General features: G+C 70.9%; 16 protein-coding genes. 4 read left to right on the top strand and 12 right to left on the bottom strand.

Features of this window, described 5'->3' with window-relative positions:
• Positions 1-180: 180 nt before the first annotated feature.
• From VF632_RS11540 to VF632_RS11510, 7 genes are all read right to left on the bottom strand, one after another.
• The gene (locus tag VF632_RS11540; protein ID WP_331023039.1) at positions 181-351 is read right to left on the bottom strand and encodes a hypothetical protein; all 171 of its coding nucleotides are present in this window, start codon (positions 349-351) and stop codon (positions 181-183) included.
• A 134-nt stretch (positions 352-485) separates the two neighbouring features.
• Positions 486-1511 carry a deoxyribose-phosphate aldolase gene (deoC, locus tag VF632_RS11535; protein WP_331023038.1) on the bottom strand — a complete coding sequence of 342 codons (1026 nt, stop codon included), beginning with the start codon at positions 1509-1511 and terminating at the stop codon, positions 486-488.
• Positions 1512-2292: 781 nt separating this feature from the next.
• Complete coding sequence (locus tag VF632_RS11530; RefSeq protein ID WP_331023037.1) at positions 2293-2829, bottom strand: GNAT family N-acetyltransferase; 537 nt, start codon at positions 2827-2829, stop codon at positions 2293-2295.
• Positions 2830-4008, bottom strand: coding sequence for an acetoin utilization protein AcuC (locus VF632_RS11525; protein WP_331023036.1), 1179 nt, complete (start codon positions 4006-4008; stop codon positions 2830-2832).
• Positions 4005-4676: a CBS and ACT domain-containing protein gene (locus tag VF632_RS11520; RefSeq protein ID WP_331023035.1), complete on the bottom strand. Its 672-nt coding sequence runs from the start codon at positions 4674-4676 to the stop codon at positions 4005-4007. The genes VF632_RS11525 and VF632_RS11520 overlap by 4 nt, the downstream gene beginning before the upstream one ends.
• Positions 4677-4748: 72 nt before the next feature.
• Entirely contained in the window at positions 4749-5207 is a 459-nt protein-coding gene (locus VF632_RS11515; protein ID WP_331023034.1) for a DUF3293 domain-containing protein, read from the bottom strand.
• A 3-nt stretch (positions 5208-5210) separates the two neighbouring features.
• A complete protein-coding gene (locus tag VF632_RS11510) occupies positions 5211-5660 on the bottom strand; it encodes a hypothetical protein (protein WP_331023033.1) in 450 nt (149 codons plus the stop codon).
• A gap of 247 nt (positions 5661-5907) precedes the next feature.
• On the opposite strand from VF632_RS11510, the gene VF632_RS11505 reads away from it, so the two are divergent.
• Positions 5908-7032, top strand: coding sequence for an RDD family protein (locus tag VF632_RS11505; protein ID WP_331023032.1), 1125 nt, complete (start codon positions 5908-5910; stop codon positions 7030-7032).
• 406 nt (positions 7033-7438) lie between these two features.
• On the opposite strand, the gene VF632_RS11500 is transcribed toward VF632_RS11505, so the two are convergent.
• The 4 genes from VF632_RS11500 to VF632_RS11485 form a co-directional block, all read right to left on the bottom strand.
• On the bottom strand, positions 7439-9733 hold the full coding sequence (locus tag VF632_RS11500; protein ID WP_331023031.1) for a LysM peptidoglycan-binding domain-containing protein: 2295 nt from the start codon (positions 9731-9733) through the stop codon (positions 7439-7441).
• Positions 9734-10257: 524 nt separating this feature from the next.
• Positions 10258-11427, bottom strand: coding sequence for a PrsW family intramembrane metalloprotease (locus tag VF632_RS11495; protein WP_331023030.1), 1170 nt, complete (start codon positions 11425-11427; stop codon positions 10258-10260).
• An 18-nt stretch (positions 11428-11445) separates the two neighbouring features.
• On the bottom strand, positions 11446-11904 hold the full coding sequence (locus VF632_RS11490) for an SRPBCC family protein (protein WP_331023029.1): 459 nt from the start codon (positions 11902-11904) through the stop codon (positions 11446-11448).
• 13 nt (positions 11905-11917) lie between these two features.
• Positions 11918-13078 carry a glycosyltransferase family 2 protein gene (locus VF632_RS11485; RefSeq protein ID WP_331023028.1) on the bottom strand — a complete coding sequence of 387 codons (1161 nt, stop codon included), beginning with the start codon at positions 13076-13078 and terminating at the stop codon, positions 11918-11920.
• A gap of 265 nt (positions 13079-13343) precedes the next feature.
• Between VF632_RS11485 and VF632_RS11480 the strand changes: the two genes are divergently transcribed.
• Both VF632_RS11480 and VF632_RS11475 read left to right on the top strand, forming a co-directional pair.
• Positions 13344-13607: a hypothetical protein gene (locus tag VF632_RS11480; protein ID WP_331023027.1), complete on the top strand. Its 264-nt coding sequence runs from the start codon at positions 13344-13346 to the stop codon at positions 13605-13607.
• 137 nt (positions 13608-13744) lie between these two features.
• Positions 13745-14488 carry a PIG-L deacetylase family protein gene (locus VF632_RS11475; RefSeq protein ID WP_331023026.1) on the top strand — a complete coding sequence of 248 codons (744 nt, stop codon included), beginning with the start codon at positions 13745-13747 and terminating at the stop codon, positions 14486-14488.
• Between the two features lie 71 nt (positions 14489-14559).
• Here VF632_RS11475 and VF632_RS11470 read toward each other — a convergent pair whose 3' ends face one another.
• On the bottom strand, positions 14560-15111 hold the full coding sequence (locus VF632_RS11470) for a hypothetical protein (RefSeq protein WP_331023025.1): 552 nt from the start codon (positions 15109-15111) through the stop codon (positions 14560-14562).
• 278 nt (positions 15112-15389) lie between these two features.
• Here VF632_RS11470 and VF632_RS11465 point away from each other — a divergent pair, with 278 nt between their 5' ends.
• Positions 15390-16358 (top strand): M48 family metallopeptidase, encoded by a 969-nt coding sequence (locus tag VF632_RS11465; protein ID WP_331023024.1) that lies wholly within the window; start codon positions 15390-15392, stop codon positions 16356-16358.
• The last annotated feature ends 206 nt before the right edge of the window (positions 16359-16564 follow it).

Genomic DNA, 16564 nt, shown 5'->3' with positions numbered 1-16564 from the left:
CTCCCTCGACCGGACGGAGGTGGATGTAGATCCGCGCTGCGCAGCTCCCCGGGCCGGGAAGCCAGGGATGGCCGCCGGGACTGGAACGCTGCGATGGATGCCGATGGAGACGAATGCACTTCCCGTTCCCACCGGCTGAACAAGGCTTCTACGCAAATGCCAACGCGCGGAGGGCCCCGCTCAGGACACCCGCGCCGCGGCCGCGCGGCCGGAGATGCTGTCCAGCGTCTTGTCGTCGGCGCGCTCGTCCAACAGCCAGAAGGCCAGCGCGGCCACCAGGGCCAGCAGTACGATGCCAATGATCCACGGGCGCGGCCCCGGCCCGCGCGCGCGAAGGTCGCCGTTCTCCATGTAAACGAGTCTCCCGGATGATGGTGGGTCCCTGCCGGGCGGGAACGGGCAGGACGTGTGCCGGACGGCGTCGGACGCAAAAACGCTCCGGCCGTGGGGCCGGAGCGTTCAGGTGCGGGTACCGCGAAGCCGGATCAGGCCATCGGGTGCCGGAAGGCGGCGGAGTAGCGGCCCGTCAGGTGGTGCTCCAGCTGGCGCTCGATGTCGTTGAGCAGCGAGCTGGCGCCGAAGCGGAAGAGGTTGGGCCGCAGGTAGTCGGTGCCCAGCTCCTCCTTCATCATCAGCATCCAGTCCAGCGACTGCTTGGCCGTCTTGATGCCGCCGGCGGGCTTGAAGCCCACCACGTGGCCGGTGCGCTCGCGGTATTCGCGGATGGCGCGCACCATCGTCAGGCCGACCGGCAGGGTGGCGTTCTCCGCCTCCTTGCCGGTGGAGGTCTTGATGAAGTCGGCGCCCGCCATCATGCACACCAGCGAGGCCTTGTGCACGTTGCGGAGCGTCGCCAGCTCGCCGGTGGCCAGGATGGTCTTCAGGTGCGCGGGGCCGCACGCCTGGCGGAAGGCGCGCACCTCGTCGTACAGCGCCTGCCAGTTGCCGGTGAGCACGTGGGCGCGGGTGATGACGATGTCGATCTCCGCGGCCCCGGCCTCGACCGAGGCGTGGATCTCCTCTACCCGCTGCTCCCACGGCGAAAGGCCGGCGGGAAAGCCGGTGGACACCGCGGCCACGGGGATTCCCGATCCGTACAGCGCCTCGACGGCGGTGGGCACCAGCGAGTGGTACACACACACGGCGCCGGTGTGGATGGGCAGGTGCGAAACGCCCAGCCCCTCCAGGATTTCGGGGCGCACGGGCTGGCGGGCCTTGGCGCACAGGCGCCGGACGTTGCCCGGGGTGTCGTCGCCGGCCAGCGTGGTCAGGTCCATCAGCGTGATGGCGCGCAGCAGCCAAGCCGCCTGCCACTGCTTCTTGACGGTGCGGCGGGCGGGGAGCGAGGCGGCGCGGCGCTCCACGGCGCTGCGGTTGACCCGGACGGCCTCTACCCAGTCCAGGTCCAGGGCCGTGCCCGGGTTGCGGTGCTCGTCGTGCCCCGGCTCGGGCTCGTCGGCGGGCCCGCTGGCGGGCACGGCGATCAGTCGGTTGTGCGGTAGCGTTGCCATCGGGTGCTGCGGGTACGCGTGAGCCGGACAATCTAATGCGACGCGGTGCGAAGGGCGAGACGTGCGACTGCCCGGCTTGCGGGAGCGAGTGAACCCGCCGCTTGGAAAGCGGACAGCCCCGGCTCGGCCCGCTCTCGCGTCCCGCTCGGGGCTTCACCTGCACCTGCCGAAGCGCCACTTGTCATCCCGATGGAGCGACCTCGGAGAGCCCTGCCCCGACACCATCGACGGCAGCGACTGAGGGATCCGCCACACACAAGGCGACCCTGCTCCGGAACGGCAGACGCATCATCGCCCAGGTGCCGTTCGCGCATTAGCGCGCATTGGCGTTACGCGCCCGGAAAACAGCGGACCGGCGCATTCCAAGGCCGGCAGCCGTTTGGCCAAGTGTGTGGCGGATCCCTCGGTCGCTGCAGTCTACGTCGCGGAGGCCGATTCGTCGTGGCCGCTCCGTCGGGATGACAGAATGCGCGCGGCACTGGCCGAAGCGCGGTCGAATTCTCCCCTCTCCCGCTTGCGGGAGAGGGGCCGGGGGAGAGGGCAGCCGAGGCATGCGCCGGAGCCCGTCGAACCACACCCAAGCCCGCCAGGGGACCCGGCCCAAGCACCGGTACCGCGCCTCGCGCACGGAACTGGCTCCCTTCCCCCGCGCAGTTTGCGGGGGAAGGGCTGGGGATGGGGGGCGCCCGCCGCATGCGCCGAGCCGTATCGACCCGCGACTGAAGTTCTCCCCTTTCCGCACCGCAGTACCGTGCGGGGAGGGCCCGGGGGAGGGGCCGCCTCAGCCCAGGTCCAGCTCCATCTCCACCTCCGGCGAGTACAGCGTCGGCGCGCGGAAGCGGAAGCCGGCCTTCTGGTACGAGCGCACGGCGGGGCGGTTGTGCGGCTCCACCGAAAGCCACAGGCGCCTCACGTCCATCGTGCGCGCCACCTCGGCCGAAAAGCGGTTGACCTGCGTGCCCACGCCCCGTCCACGCACCCCGTGGTCCAGGAAGATGGCGTACTCGCGCACGTCGTCGTCGCGGGTGGGCATCAGCATGGCATGGCCGGCCAGCTGGCCCTCGCTTTCGACGACGAGGTGCGTCCCCGTCGGCAGAATGGCGTCCAGCCAGCGCGCCACGCGCGCCGCGCCCTCGGGCGGAAGCCCCTGCGCCGCGCGCTTGGGGTGAAAGGCCTCGTAGAACCGGTCCAGGGCGGGCCGGTCTTCGGGGGTGTAGGCGCGTACTGTGAACACGCGGCCGTCCCGGTCGTGAAGGGTGGCGGGAGTAAACGCCGGATCCGGGTCCGGCGCGGGGGGATGCAGCGGGGGAACGTCCATCTACCAGCCCAGGCCGTACCCGCGGATCAGCGGAAGGGCCTGCCTGCGCAGCGACTCCAGCGTGCGCCGGTTGGTCGCCTCGATTTCTTCGCGGCGCGGCACCGGCGCATGGTCCTCCCCCGGGTCGCGCACGCACTCGGGAAGCAGCACCGGCGCCTCGCCCTGCCAGCGGTCCAGCCACTCGCGGGGAACGCGGTTGGGCACCTGCTGCCCCGAAAGGCCGCCCCAGATCAGCGTCCACGCCCGAGGCACCACCTGCCAGATGGCGTACCCGCCGCCGCCCGTCGCTACCACGCGCCCCCCGCAGACCGAATCGGCCACCTCGCAAACGATGCGGATGGTTTCCTCGTACAGCCGGGTGCTGGCGCGCAGGTGCGTGAGCGGGTCCAGCGAGTGGCCGTCGCAGCCGTTCTGCACCACGATCACGTCGGGACGGTACGCCTCGATCACCTCCGGGAGCAGCTTCCGGTGGATGTCGAGCCAGGAGCCGTCCTCGGTGAAGGGCTCCAGTGGCAGGTTCAGCGAGTAGCCGTACCCGTCGCCCTCGCCCAGCTCGTCCACGAAGCCGGTGCCCGGGTAGAGGTAGCGCCCCGACTCGTGCAGCGAGAGGGTGAGCACCTCGGGGTCGGCGTAGAAGATCCCCTGCACGCCGTCGCCGTGGTGCGCGTCGTAGTCCAGGTACAGCACGCGCGCCTGGTGCTCGCGGCGGATCCACGCAATGGCGACGGCCAGGTCGCTGTACACGCAGAAGCCCGATCCCCGGTCGTGGTGCGCGTGGTGAAGCCCGCCCGCGATGCTGAACGACCGCTTCACCTCGCCCGACATCACCAGCTCCGCGGCGCGCAGGGTGGCGCCGGTGACCAGGGCCGTGATGTCGTGCATCCCCGGAAAGATGGGCGTGTCGTCCGTCCCCAGCCCGTAGCGCGCCGCCCCCTCCGTGCTTCCGCCGGCGCTGTAGCGCTTCACGGCGTCCACGTACTCGCGCGAATGGACGGCCAGCAGTTCCTCGTCGGTCGCCATCCGTGGCGCCACCATCCGGCAGGTGGTGCCGTCCAGCAGCCCCAGCGCCTCGATCAGCGAGATGGAAAGGTCCAGCCGCTTGGGGTTGAACGGGTGGTCGGGGCGAAAGCGGTAGCCGGTGACGGCCGGGTCCCACACCAGGGCCGAGGGTACGCTCACGCGCCACCCGCCCGGCGGAGGTCCGTTTCCAGCGACGGCCAGCCCACCTCGAACCCCGCCGACTCCAGCGCCTGGATCACCTCGCGCGGGTCGATGGTGTTCACGTGAAGGATGGCCACGCGGCGGTCGCCGTGCTTGCCGGGGGGCACGAGCATGGAGCAGACGTTCACCTTCAGCTCCTCGCCGACCACGTGCATGGCCCGCGCAAGCTCGCCCGCGCGGTCGGGCATGGACACCTCCAGCCGCGACGACGCGCCCGCGGGGCCCAGCAGCTCCACGAAGGCACCCAGGACGTCGGTCTCGGAGAGGATGCCCAGCAGGCGGCCGTGCGCGTCCACCACCGGCAGGGCGCCGATCCGGTGGCGGTGAAGCAGGCGCGCCGCGTCTTCCACTGCGTCCCAGGGACCGATGGTGATCACCTCGCGCGCCATGATGGCCGACACGGGCGTTTCGCTCACGAAGGCCGTGCTTGCCGGGTCGGCCGCGGCCAGGGGCGAGGGCATGGCCAGGCGGATGTCGCGGTCGGAAACGATGCCCACCAGCTCGCCGCCTTCCACGACGGGAAGGTGGCGGATGCGGTGCTCGCGGGTAAGCCGAAGGGCCTCCGCGAGCGACTGGCCGGGGGAGACGGCGACGGGGTCGCGCGTCATCCGCTTGCTCACCAGCATTGCTGTCTTGTGACGATGAAAGAGGCGCGGGCACGGCGGGCCGCCCGGTGGGGCGGCGCGCCCGCGGTTCGGCTAGAGGTCGATCTTCTGCCCCGGAAGGCGCCCGGCAAAGCCCGCCCGGGTGCACACCAGCGACACCTGCCCCGTGGTGTCGATCCATACCACGGCGTTCTGGCCGAACACCAGCCCCAGCTCCACCAGCAGCGGGCGGACGTCGCCGGTCAGCAGGAACCCGGGCTCGTCCCACGAGCCGTCGCCCCCGCCGTGTGCGTGGCTGCGGCGAAAGGGCACGCCCAGCGAGCGGACGTGCTTCAGCAGCTCCTGGTCGGCGGCGCGGTTCGCGTCGGCGTCGTGCTCGATGGACGCCGGGTTGTAGGCGGTGACGATGCCCCCCGGACGCAGCGAGGCGTCGGGCGAGGTTCCGTCCAGGCGCACCTCGAGCGTGCCGTTCGGGCCTTCGACGGTCCAGACGGTGCGGCCGTAGGCCTCCAGCAGGTCGGTGTCACTCAAGATGGCCGGTGCAGTGGACACGGTTCAGTAGCGCTGTTCACGGGCGAGCTCGCCCGAGGCGTCGTAGACGCGGAGTACGTTGGCGCCGCCGTCGTAGTCGGCGTCGATCAGCTGGTACGCGACGGCACCGTCGCGGTACACCTCGATCATGTCGGCCCGGCCGTCGCCGTTGCGGTCCGTCCACGTGGCCACGGGCCGCGCCCCGCCCACGAAGCGCACCAGGCGGGTGCGCGCGCCGCCGGGACGGGCGCTGCTCACGCCGTCGCCCACGGCGCGAACGCCGTCGAGGGCGCCGGTGCCGCGGAACCACGAGGACAGCGTCCCACGCCACTGGCCCGCCAGCGACGACGGGGCCGGCATGTCGGGCATGTCGCTCGAGGGCGGCGACCAGCTGTCCTGCGCCCGCAGGGTGGCTACCGCCACCAGGGTAAGGCCGACCGCCGCGGCGGCCGCCACACCAATCATGCGTCGCATGCGTCACCTCTTTCGGTTGAAGGGGAACGATAATTCGCTACACGCCCCGGACGCCAGTGTTCCGTTTCGCCCCTCGTCCGGTGCGGTTGACGAGTGCCGGGGCCGAGCGTCACTCCGGATCTGCGGCCCGGCGCGGAAGCGATCTGGTGGACTGGACGCAAGTCGTGACGCAGGTTAGCTTTCAGCGTTCCGGGCCACGTTCGTCCGCAGTTCCTCTCCTGGCTCCCCCGCTTTCCTCAGAAGTGCCATGGCTCGCGACAAGCCCTCGTACGTCATCACTCCCGATTCGTTCTCGCTGAGCCCCGCCGTCATGGGGCTGCCCCTGGCGCGCCCGTCGCGACGGCTGGCGGCCATGCTGCTGGACCTGCTGCTGGTGGGCATCCTGGTGAACCTGGGCGGCGTCCTCCTGGCCGTCGCGGCCGCGTTCGTGGCGTTCCGCCTGGCGGCCCGCCTCGCGCCCAAGGGCGCGGGACGGCTGGCGGGGCTGGCGCGCGTAGGCGTCCGCTCGTTCGGCGCGATCGTGCTGTTCATCGTGGCGCTGAACCTGTGGGACGGCGTCGGCGACTGGTTTCGCGGCTGGGGCGACAACGTCACCGTCACCACGGGTCCCGCCGCCGGGGCGCAGGCCGGGGTGAGCGCCCTTCGCGTGGCCCCCGAGCTGGTGCGCCTGCAGAACGCCCCGAGCGAAGCGGAGGCCCGCCGCATCGCACCGCAGGTGGTTTCGGGGCTTCGGCAGGCCGGCCTGTCGGAGGAGGATGCCGGCGAGGCGCTGCGGGACATCGTGGAAGACGCCGAGCAGCCCTGGATGGGCGCCGTCGTGGACGACGCGCTGAAGGCCGGAGCCCCGGCCAGCGTGGGGGCGCTGACGCTGCGAACGGACTCCCTCGCAAGCAGCTACGCGGCGGCGCTCGCCGCGGGCGACACGGAACGGGCGGAGCAGGTGGCGCCCCTGCTGGCGGCGCGCCTGGCGAAGGATACGCTCGGCCGCATGGACGAGCGCATCGACGAGTTGGGGAACGAGCTGGCCCAGGCCCGGCGGGAGCTGAAGGAGCACCAGAACGAGGGATTGGTGTCGCGGCTGACGGGCTTTCTGGACGAGATGGGGATCGGGTTCGGCTGGACGGGCCTGTACTTCACCGCGTTCCTGGCGCTGTGGAAGGGGCAGACGCCCGGAAAGCGGCTACTGGGACTTCGCGTGGTGCGCCTGAACGGTGAGCCGATGACGCTGTGGACGGGCTTCGAGCGCTTCGGCGGATACGCCGCCGGGCTGGTGACCGGCCTCCTGGGCTTCGCGCAGGTGTACTGGGACCGAAATCGCCAGATGATCCACGACAAGATCGTGGAGACGGTGGTGGTGCGGGAACAGCGGTAACGACGGTCACGACGGTAACTGCGGTCACTACGAAGAACGCGCCTCGGGGCTGGATGCCCGGGCCGAGTATCGGCGCTCGGCCGGGCTGCGCTGGAGGGCTTGGGTGTGGTTCGACCGGCTCCGGCGCATGCCTCGGCCTCTCCCCCGGCCCCTCTCCCGCAAGCGGGAGAGGGGCGAATTCGACCGTGCTCCGGCACATGCGGCTCATGCTGTCATCCCGACGGAGCGGCCACGCCGAACCGGCCCTGGCGACGTAGACCGCAGCGACCGAGGGATCCGCCACACACCCCGCGTGACGAACCGTAGCGGCGGCCCGCTCGAATCCATCCACGTCAGTCATCCAATGAAAATCACCCCCGGCAGGCCAGGCGCCCGCCGGGGGTGATGATGTTTCGCGATCCGCGCGTCAGTCGGCGGCGGGGATGGCCAGGCGCTGTCCGGGCTGGATCTGCGCGTCGGAAGCCAGGTTGTTGGCGCGGCGCAGGGTATCCACGCTCGTGTTGTACTGCCGCGCGATGCTCCACAGCGTTTCCCCGCTCGCCACCGTGTGATGCCGCCGCGCGGACCGGCTCCCCGATTCTGCCGCGCGCGCACTCGATGCCGTCGAGTTCGCCCGCTGGCCGGATGCGGCCGTCGAGGAACGGCGCTCGGACGATCCGGCCGACGACGAGCCGCGCTCGCCCGAAGCACTCCCCGATGCCGAAGTCGAAGCCCGGCGCTCCCTGGAGGCGGAGGAATCCGCACGAGAACCCGTGCGGCGTTCGCCGGAGCTGGACGTCGAAGCCGAAGCCCGTCGCTCGGCCGACCCGGTGGACGGCGTGCGCGCGGACCCGCTGCTGGCGGACGAAGCGCGGCGCTCACCGTCCGAGGCACGTGTGGAGGTGCTGGTGGACCGCCGCGCGGAATCCGGCCGCGACGTGCTCGCGGTGGCGGATGACGATGCGCGCGGGATGCGGAGCGTCTGGCCGGGCTGAATGGATTCGCTTTCCATGTCATTGGCCGCGCGCACGGCTTCCACCGTCACGTCGTACTTCCGCGCGATCCCCCACAGCGATTCGCCGTCTTCTACCTTGTGGGTGCGGCTCGGCGAGGCGCCGCTGGACGATGATGCGTTACGCGCAGACGGCGAGGAAGTGCCGGACGTCCCAGTGCGCGTAGAGGACGCGCCGCTGGACGACGATGCACCGTTACGCGACGACGATCCGCTCGAGTTCCGGGACGAGGCGCCGGACGACGAGTCTGATCGCGTCGTGGAGGAGGCCGAGCGCCCCGGCCGCGACTCGCCCGACTCCGTCCGGCGCGCCGACGACGAGCGCTCGCTGCTCCGCTCCGCCGAATTGCTGCGTTCGGGCGACGAGCGCGAGGCGGACGCGTTGCGCGACTCGGCGGAGCGGCCCTCACGATCCGAGCTGGCGGAGCGCTCGCCCCGGCTCTCCGACGACCGGCTCCTGGACGAGCGGCCTTCCGTGCTCGCCGAATCGCGCTCGGACTCGCGGCTCTCGCGCCGTGCCACACGCTCCGCGGGGCGCGCGTTCAGCGTGCGGGCGGCGTCGGCAAAGAGGCGCAGGCGCTCGCCGGGACGCAGGGCATCCAGGTTCGTGGACAGGTTCAGCGAGCGGATGCGCTCCTGCGAAACACCCGAAAGATCGGCAAGGCGCTGCAGTGAATCGCCCTCGCGGACGCGGTAGTACGAAAACCCGCCGCGCCGCCGGAACTCCGAATCGGCGTAGGCCTGCCGCAGGCCCGCGGCCTGCCCCGCCGGCACCCACACGAAGTAGTTGGCGGGCGCCACCTGCCGAAGCATGTGCGGGTTCAGATCCACCAGCTGCTGCACCGGAAGGTTGCCGGCCTGGGCCAGCACGGAAAGCGGCGTGGCCAGGTCTACCCGAATGCTGTCGTACGAGAAGCGCTCGCCGGGGCCGCTGGGCGCGGGATACCCGAAGCGCGCCGGGTCCTTGGCGATGATGGTGACGGCGTACAGCCGGGGAACGTAGTGCCGGGTTTCCTGCGCCAGGTCGCCGCGCTGCGCGAGGTCCCAGAAGTTCGTCGCATTGAACCGGCCCAGCCCGCGGTTGATGCGGCCGGAGCCCGCGTTGTACGCCGCCGCGGCGAGCGCCCAGTCTCCCCGGAACTCGCGGTTCAGCTGGCGCAGGTGGCGCGCGGCTGCGTGCGTGGCGCGCACCGGGTCCATCCGCTCGTCCACGAGCGAATCGATGCGCAGGCCCATCCCCCGCCCCGTCGCGGGCATGAACTGCCACATCCCCACGGCGCCCGCATGGCTGCGGACGGTGGGGCGGTATCCGCTTTCCACCATCCCCAGGTGGTGCAGGTCGCGCGGAATGCCGTACGATGCAAAGACGTCGCGCACCCACTCGTCATAGCGGTCCGCCTGCCGCAGCCAGCCGGCGACTACGGACTTGCGCTGGTTGACGAGGAAGTCCACCTCCAGACGCACCCACTCGTTGGCCACCACCGGCAGGTCGTACTGGGCCGTGCCCAGCAGGTCGCCGCCGATGGCCTCGGGACGGGTGCCCTGCAGCCCGAACCCCTCGCCGATGGGACGCAGCGTGTCGGCCGGGGGCGGCGGCGCCTGGACGACGGCTGGCGCGGGTGCCGGCGCGGCGGGCGGGCGCCCCCCGGTGCACGCGGCGGCACCGAGCGCGCTCAGCACGACGAGGCCGGTGGAGATCTTCCGGTGCATGTGGACTTCGGTACTGGGGAAAGCAGGAAAGCGAAAGCGCGGCCGGCGCACAACGCCGTCCGCCGCCGAAAGTAGTGCGGCCATTCGACTTCGGCCAGAGTCTTGACGCACTTCTTTGCATCGCAAGCCCCGACACGGGCCGCTGTCGCGACCCGCTCAGGGCTTCACCCGCACGCCCACGCGAAGTCCGGACGCGCCACCCAGACCGCCTCACACCGAAACAAGCCAGTCCGCGCAGGCGTTGACTTCGTGTGGTTGTTGCAGCGACGCAGCGACTTCAGTCGCCCGTGCCGGGGCCGGTGCCAGGCTCTGCTCTGCGGGGCCCCTTGCCGCCGCATTCGAGTCCTCGGGGTCCGTGACCGCTGCCGCGCGCCGGTTGAGAAGTGGCGCCTGGCTAGATCCTTCGGCCCGCGAAGGGGGTGCTGCGGGCAAATTCGGCCGCGCTTGGGCCTCAGGATGACAGGGCTCGGTGTGGCTTCGGGGTCAGGATGACAGGGCTCGTTGCGGTCTGACAGGATGAGCTTTCAGGACGGCAGAGCCCCGCCCGGACCCGCATCACGCCCGCCCTGCAGGGTTCGGGCTACGGCGCACAGCTCGCAGAGGCGGCCCAGGTATTCCGCCTCTCGCTCGGCGTCCGCATCCGGCCCCAGCGAAAGCCCGCGCAGCACCCGCCACCGGTGGAACGCAAGCTCACTCGCGATGCGGTGCATCTCGCGGCGGTCGCGCCAGTGCGTGACCCCGCCCCGGCGCCACGCCGCCATGCTGGCCTCCAGCCGCGCGCGCACCCGGCAGAGTGCCTCCAGCTCTTCACCGGTCAGCACGCCGTCTCCCACAAGCGAGGCGAGGTGCTGGCGCAGCACGCGTCCCTCGCGCAGCAGAGACAGGTAGATCAGCCCCAGCACCGCCAGGAACGCGGGCAGCATCACCGCCAGGTACAGGGCCAGGAACCAGCCCTCGAAGCTCGCCGCCAGGTTCCACAACGAGTGCAGCAGCACGGCTACGAGCAGCCCCAGCAGCGGCGCCAGCCAGCGCGTTCCCTGGCCGTGCCGCTCGCGCACGTACCCCAGCCCGATGCCGAACATGCTGGTGAACAGCGGATGCGCGAATGGCGACATCATGCCGCGCAGAAAGAACGTCAGCACCGAGCTTTCGTCGCCCCGCGCGATGGCGTCGCCGTAGTACTGCACGTTCTCGATCATCGCGAAGCCCAGCCCCACCATCGACGCGTACACCACGCCGTCGATCACCCCGTCGAACTCGTCCTTGAGCTCGCGGTACAGCAGCAGCAGCGCCACGCCCTTGGCCACCTCCTCGATCACCGGCGCGGTCACCAGGCTGCCGAACAGCTCGCCCGCGTCGGGCCCCAGCACCCCGCCTACCGCCTCTTCCGTCACCGAGTTGACGATCAGCGCAACGAACACGGCCACCGTGGCGCCCCACGCAAAGGTCTGCGCCAGGGTACGCGCCGGCTCCGGCTCGAACCTGTCCAGCCACAGGACGAGCACCACGTAGATGGGCACCGGCAGCGCCGCGACGGCAAAGCCCAGCAGGAACGCCCGCGGCCCCAGCTGCGACGCGATGATGGCAAGGCTCAGCACGCCGCAAAGCAGCGCCCCGCGCGTGAGCATGGGGTGCGGCTGTGCCTCGTGCACCAGGCGGGGGAACGCGGGAAAGCCCGTTTCCTGCGAGTTCATCGGATGCGGGAGGGGGGATCAGGCCAGCAGGCCGAACCGGTCATGCAACACCTTGCGCCGGTAGTCGAAGATCTGTTCCAGCTTGGGCGTCACCAGCCAGCGGCGCGCCACGCCGCCGCCCGGCGGCAGCGCGTAGTGCACGATGTCGCGCATCTCCACGCCGCCCGGAATCGCGCGGAACAGGTGCTGGTGATGCCAGAAGCGGTACGGGCCGAAGCGCTGCTCGTCCACGAAGCGCACCTGCTCTTCCACGTGCGTGATCTCCGTCACCCAGGTGACGGGAACGCCCAGCAGCGGGCGGACGCGGTAGATGATGATCATCCCCGCGTACATGCGCTCGGGCAGCGGCGACGTGACCTCGAAGCCCATCTCGGGCGGGGTGATCGTCGCCAGGTTGCGCGCGTCGGAAAAGAAGTCCCACGCCTGCTCCAGCGGAATCGGCACCCGCTGGGTGCGGTCGAGCACGTGCAGCTTCATCGTCGGCCCTCGTTCATCCCCGCGCGGCGGCCGGCGCGTATCGCCGGCCCTTCCACGTCACGCGCCCGCCGCTCAGCAGGCTGCGGATGATGATTGCCGCCATCACCAGCGCACCCAGCGGCGCCAGGGCCGCGTAGAGCGGGTTTTGCCCCTCGCGCCGGTACATGGCCGCCCAGAACCCGAGCGACACGGCCTGCGCCAAACCGGCCGCCGGAACCCACGGCGCGCCCACGATGCCCAGCGCGCCGCGAACCAGCACCAGCGGCGGCAGCAGCCAGAAGAAGAACAGGCCGCTCACCAGCAGCCAGGGCACCAGCACGGCGAGCGGACCCGGCGCCGTCCGCGTGGACGAGCTCGCCAGGTTCTTTCCCCACCCCTCCACGATTTCCGCCAGCGAGCGGTACATCCTCACCCGGAGGTACGGCTCGGCGTGCACCAGCACGGGCGCGTGGCCGGCCGCGTGAAAGCGCTGGGCCAGCGCCATGTCTTCCGACACCTCGTGGCGCACGGCGCGGTGTCCGCCCACGGCCTGGTACGCGTCGCGCCGCACGAGAATGTATCCGCCGAGCGCGATCTTGTCGCGGGTGCGGGGGGAACGGTTGACGCGCCCGGCGTCAGGGTAGCGGGCAAGGAACAGCATTCCCACCTGCGCCATCACCACGCGCTCCCAGAACCCGCCCAGCACCTGGCGCGGCACCGCCGACAGCAGCGCCGCCCCGTGCGCCCTCAGCGCCGCCACGCTCCGCCCCACCAGTTCCGGCTCCACGCGCATGTCGGCGTCGCAGAAGGCGATCAGCTCGCCCTCCGCCTGCCGCACCCCTTGCTCGCACGCCCACGGCTTGCCGAACCACCCGGCCGGCAGCGGCGCGGCATCGATCACGAGCAGCCGTGGATCGCCCTTTCCCGCCCCCAGCGCGACTGCCGCCGTGCCGTCCTCGGAAGCGTCGTCCACCACGACCACCCGCAGGCGGAGATACGCGGACGCCAGCAGCCCGCTCACGCAGTCGCCCACGTTGTGCGCCTCGTTCCGCGCGGGGACGATCACCGTCACCAGCGGGGCGTCTCCATCCGCCACCGGCGGGCACTCGTCCAGTCGGGGCCGCCGCCGGACGAACGCGGCCACCAGCACGGGAAGGAGCAGCCACGGAAGGGAGTAGAGCAGAGCCGCGAGCAACGGAATCCGGGTCTAGGGTGATCGGTGCGCCGCTCGAAGCTATGTCCAACCGCCGCCGCGTGGAAAGGGCCGCAAACCGCCTTTCCCCCACGCCCGTGCGCGGATTCACCACGACTCACCAGACGGGAAGGATCCATACCGCCGCGGACAGGCACGTCTCTACTAACGGCCGTCCACCCGAATCAAAAACTTGCATCTTCGGTTTTCATTCGGTACATTGACGCCCTCACGACGGCGGGTGTCAACCGGCGACTCTGGGGGGTGGATGGCGATGATCGGAGGTGAGCGAGCGGAGCTTGCGGCGTGCGCCGACAGTCGCGTCTCTCCCGCGCTCCAGCGGCGGATGGACGACGTGTTCGCGACGCTCTTCGCCAGTCGCCGGCCGCTGCCCGTCGACACGGAGGACGCGGACGAGCGGATGCGGATCTCGCCGCCGCGCCCGGAGCGGATCGCGATCCCGGCCGCCGATCCCGCGCCGCGGTGGGCGGATGCGGAGCCGGGCGAGGTACCCGCGATCGTCACTCGATGATCCGCCAGCACCGATCCGCTCACGCGGACCTCGTCCCATGGCGCTGTGGGCGCGCGGATGCACGCGCCTTGCCGTAGCCGCCGGCAGCGCGGACATTTCCGCCCCACGGAGCGCGTGCGAACGGGAGACGAGGACGGATGCAGAAAACGCTGCTGGTGGGGCTGGCCCACCCGGACGACGAGGTGGGGGCCGCGGGAACCATCCTGGCCCAGCGGGCGCGGGGCGACCGCGTGGTGGTGGTGTGGCTGACGCGCGGAGAGATGACGGAGGCGCTGGGCCCCATCCCCACCGCCGAGGTGGCCGCCCGGCGCGAGGAGCACGGCCGCCGCGCGGGCGAAATCCTGGGTGTGGAAACGCGGTTCATGGACTTCGCGGACTGCTCGATCGACGCCAGTCCCGAGAGCGCCCACCGCGTCGCCCGGCTGTTAGCGGAGATTCGCCCCGACGCGCTGCTCACCTGGGGCGACGCCTGGGGGCGCGGCATGCGCCACCCCGACCACCAGGCCAGCGGCAAGATCTTCCGCGACGCCATCACCCTGGCCCGCATCGCCAAGGTGGTGGGCCCCGGGCAGCCGCACCGCGCACCGGTGCCCGTCTTCACCTTTCGCGGCGCCCACTCCGCGCTGCCCGCCGTGGCGGTGGACGTGGAGCCCTTCCGCGAGCAGATCCACGAGCTGGGCCGCTTCTACCGGGAAAACATCGGCTTCGGCAACGCGGAATGGATCGACCGGCGGCTGCGCGTGACGGGCGAGCCGTACGGCCTGCGCTACGCCGAGGTGTTCGATGCCTGGGAAACGCGCGGCGGCATCGTTCCCTCGCTGCTCCCCGCCGAGTTCGACGATGGCGAGGTGCAGCACCCGGACCGCGAGGCGGGGGCGTAAGGTGCCGGGAACGAGAAAGGCGGCCCTCGCGGGGCCGCCTTTCTCGTTCGTCCGACGACTCCGTGCGGAGCTTACCGCGCGCGGTTGTACACCAGGCGGTAGGTAAGCGGCTGCGGCAGGCGCGGGCTGGTGATGGTGACGTTCATCGTCAGCGTGTTGCCGTCGGCGCTCACGGTGTAGACGTTCACGCGGCGGCCGTCCTCGGCCTGAAAGGTCTGCTCCAGGCGGCCGTTCTCCCACTCGGTGCTCACGCGGACGCAGTCGCCCTTCATCTGCGGGCAGGTGCGGCCGGTTTCGCGGTGCCACAGCACCGGCTGGCCGTTGGCGGGGCTGGAAACCGAGGGGCGCCCCTGCATGTCGACGCGGATGTTGGTGGCGTCGTGCGTCAGCACCAGCTGCGGGTACGCGGTGTTGGTGCTGCGCAGGCGCGGACGGGCGATCTGGCGAACGACCATGTTCATCCGCGCCACGGTGGTGTTGATCTTGGCGTTGATGTCGTCGCTCTGCTGACGATTGAGCGTCCACGTGCCCCGGAGCTGCGACTGCTGCGCCTGTACCGCCGACGGCAGGCCAAAGGCGAACAGGGCAACCAGCGACAGGCTCAGGATGCGTTGACGGCGCATGGCAAATCCTCCAAGATGCAGAGAGAAGTGGAACCGCGGCGTGCACCGCCCGCGGGCGGCGATGACCGTTCGAACGTTCGGTCGTGATGCAGGATGGGGGAAATCTAAACGTTTCCCCTCCAACGCGATAGTGGCGCGAAAGCACCAGGTACTGCGTACCCCGTGCGTCCGTCCTTTGGTTCCCTGCTGAAACCCGCGGCCCCGCCTTCCGTACGCAGGTTCCGTCCCCGCGCCGCCCCGGCGCGCCGTTTCGCTGCATCCGCATCCGTGAGCCCCGCATGACCGAGGCGCGCCAGACCCGCATCCTCACCGGCATCGACCCCCGCAGCTGGGAGCACCCGGCCGACCGCGCCGCGCTGAACGCGCTTCGCAAGATCCCCGTCTTCGACGAGGTGCTGCGGGCGGTGTTCGGCTTCTTCGGTGAAAAGCCGCTGCGGCTGGCCTTTCTTTCCGCCTCGGTGCGCGTGAGCCCCACCCAGTTCGGCCGGGTGCACCGGCTGTACGGCGAAGCCTGCCGCACCCTCGACGCGGAGCCCTGTCCGCTGTACGTGCGCCAGGACGTAACGTTCAACGCCTTTGCGTACGGCATGCAGAAGCCGTTCATCGTCATCACCTCGGCCACGGTCGACGCGCTGGACGACGACGAGCTGCGGTTCATCCTGGGGCACGAGATCGGCCACGTGATGAGCGGCCACACGCTGTACCTGACGATGATGACGGTGCTGTACCAGCTGGCGACGATGGGCTTTCCCATCGTGGGGCTGGCCGCCCGCGCGGTGCTCGCCGCACTGATGGAGTGGCACCGCAAGGCCGAGCTCAGCTGCGACCGCGCGGGGATCCTGGCGGTGCAGAACCCCCAGCCGGCCATGCGCACCATGCTGAAGTTCGCCGGCGGCGACTCCGGCGACACCAACCTGGCCGACTTCCTGGCCCAGGCCGAGGAGTACCGCGAAACCGGCGACCTGGCCGACCAGGTGTTCAAGGTGCTCAACGTGCTGGCGCTCACGCACCCGGCGCCGGTGATCCGCGTGGCCGAAATGCGCACCTGGTTCGAGAGCGGCGCCTACGAGCGCATCCTTGCGGGCGACTACAAACGCCGCGGCGAACCCGAGCCCGCATACGCGCAGGACCTGTCCGCCGCCGCCGCGAGCTACCGCGACAGCGCCCGCGAAACCTTCGCCAACGCCCAGCAGGCGGCCCGCCGCGTGGTGGACTCGTTCCGGCAGGGGTTCAGCGGCCCGCGGTAGCACCGGGCTCCTTCAGACGCCACGATGCGCACTCCCGCAGGTTTCCTTTCGGCGGCGTGTTTTCAGGGTTTTTGCGCGGCGCGGGGCGCTCTTCGGACCGCTGGACATTCAGCCTAACATCCTTCGCTACAAGAAGTTGGCGCCAGTGGACGAGAACTCCCGGCGCTTGTCCGGGCGCAGCGGCCCGTGCACTTTGCAGCCTGATG

The sequence above is a fragment of the Longimicrobium sp. genome (assembly GCF_036388275.1).
Taxonomy (GTDB): domain Bacteria; phylum Gemmatimonadota; class Gemmatimonadetes; order Longimicrobiales; family Longimicrobiaceae; genus Longimicrobium.
The sequence above is the reverse complement of the archived record's forward strand: the minus strand, read 5'-3'. Positions and strand labels throughout refer to the sequence as shown.

What these genes read in the sequence shown, in the direction of transcription:
- VF632_RS11540 (WP_331023039.1), bottom strand. Translation starts at nt 351, where the DNA reads ATGGAGAACGGCGACCTTCGCGCGCGCGGGCCGGGGCCGCGCCCGTGG.
- VF632_RS11480 (WP_331023027.1), top strand. Translation starts at nt 13,344, where the DNA reads ATGGCGATGATCGGAGGTGAGCGAGCGGAGCTTGCGGCGTGCGCCGAC.
- VF632_RS11510 (WP_331023033.1), bottom strand. Translation starts at nt 5,660, where the DNA reads ATGCGACGCATGATTGGTGTGGCGGCCGCCGCGGCGGTCGGCCTTACC.
- VF632_RS11470 (WP_331023025.1), bottom strand. Translation starts at nt 15,111, where the DNA reads ATGCGCCGTCAACGCATCCTGAGCCTGTCGCTGGTTGCCCTGTTCGCC.
- VF632_RS11495 (WP_331023030.1), bottom strand. Translation starts at nt 11,427, where the DNA reads ATGAACTCGCAGGAAACGGGCTTTCCCGCGTTCCCCCGCCTGGTGCAC.
- VF632_RS11475 (WP_331023026.1), top strand. Translation starts at nt 13,745, where the DNA reads ATGCAGAAAACGCTGCTGGTGGGGCTGGCCCACCCGGACGACGAGGTG.
- VF632_RS11505 (WP_331023032.1), top strand. Translation starts at nt 5,908, where the DNA reads ATGGCTCGCGACAAGCCCTCGTACGTCATCACTCCCGATTCGTTCTCG.
- VF632_RS11465 (WP_331023024.1), top strand. Translation starts at nt 15,390, where the DNA reads ATGACCGAGGCGCGCCAGACCCGCATCCTCACCGGCATCGACCCCCGC.
- VF632_RS11490 (WP_331023029.1), bottom strand. Translation starts at nt 11,904, where the DNA reads ATGAAGCTGCACGTGCTCGACCGCACCCAGCGGGTGCCGATTCCGCTG.
- VF632_RS11500 (WP_331023031.1), bottom strand. Translation starts at nt 9,733, where the DNA reads ATGCACCGGAAGATCTCCACCGGCCTCGTCGTGCTGAGCGCGCTCGGT.
- VF632_RS11530 (WP_331023037.1), bottom strand. Translation starts at nt 2,829, where the DNA reads ATGGACGTTCCCCCGCTGCATCCCCCCGCGCCGGACCCGGATCCGGCG.
- deoC (WP_331023038.1), bottom strand. Translation starts at nt 1,511, where the DNA reads ATGGCAACGCTACCGCACAACCGACTGATCGCCGTGCCCGCCAGCGGG.
- VF632_RS11520 (WP_331023035.1), bottom strand. Translation starts at nt 4,676, where the DNA reads ATGCTGGTGAGCAAGCGGATGACGCGCGACCCCGTCGCCGTCTCCCCC.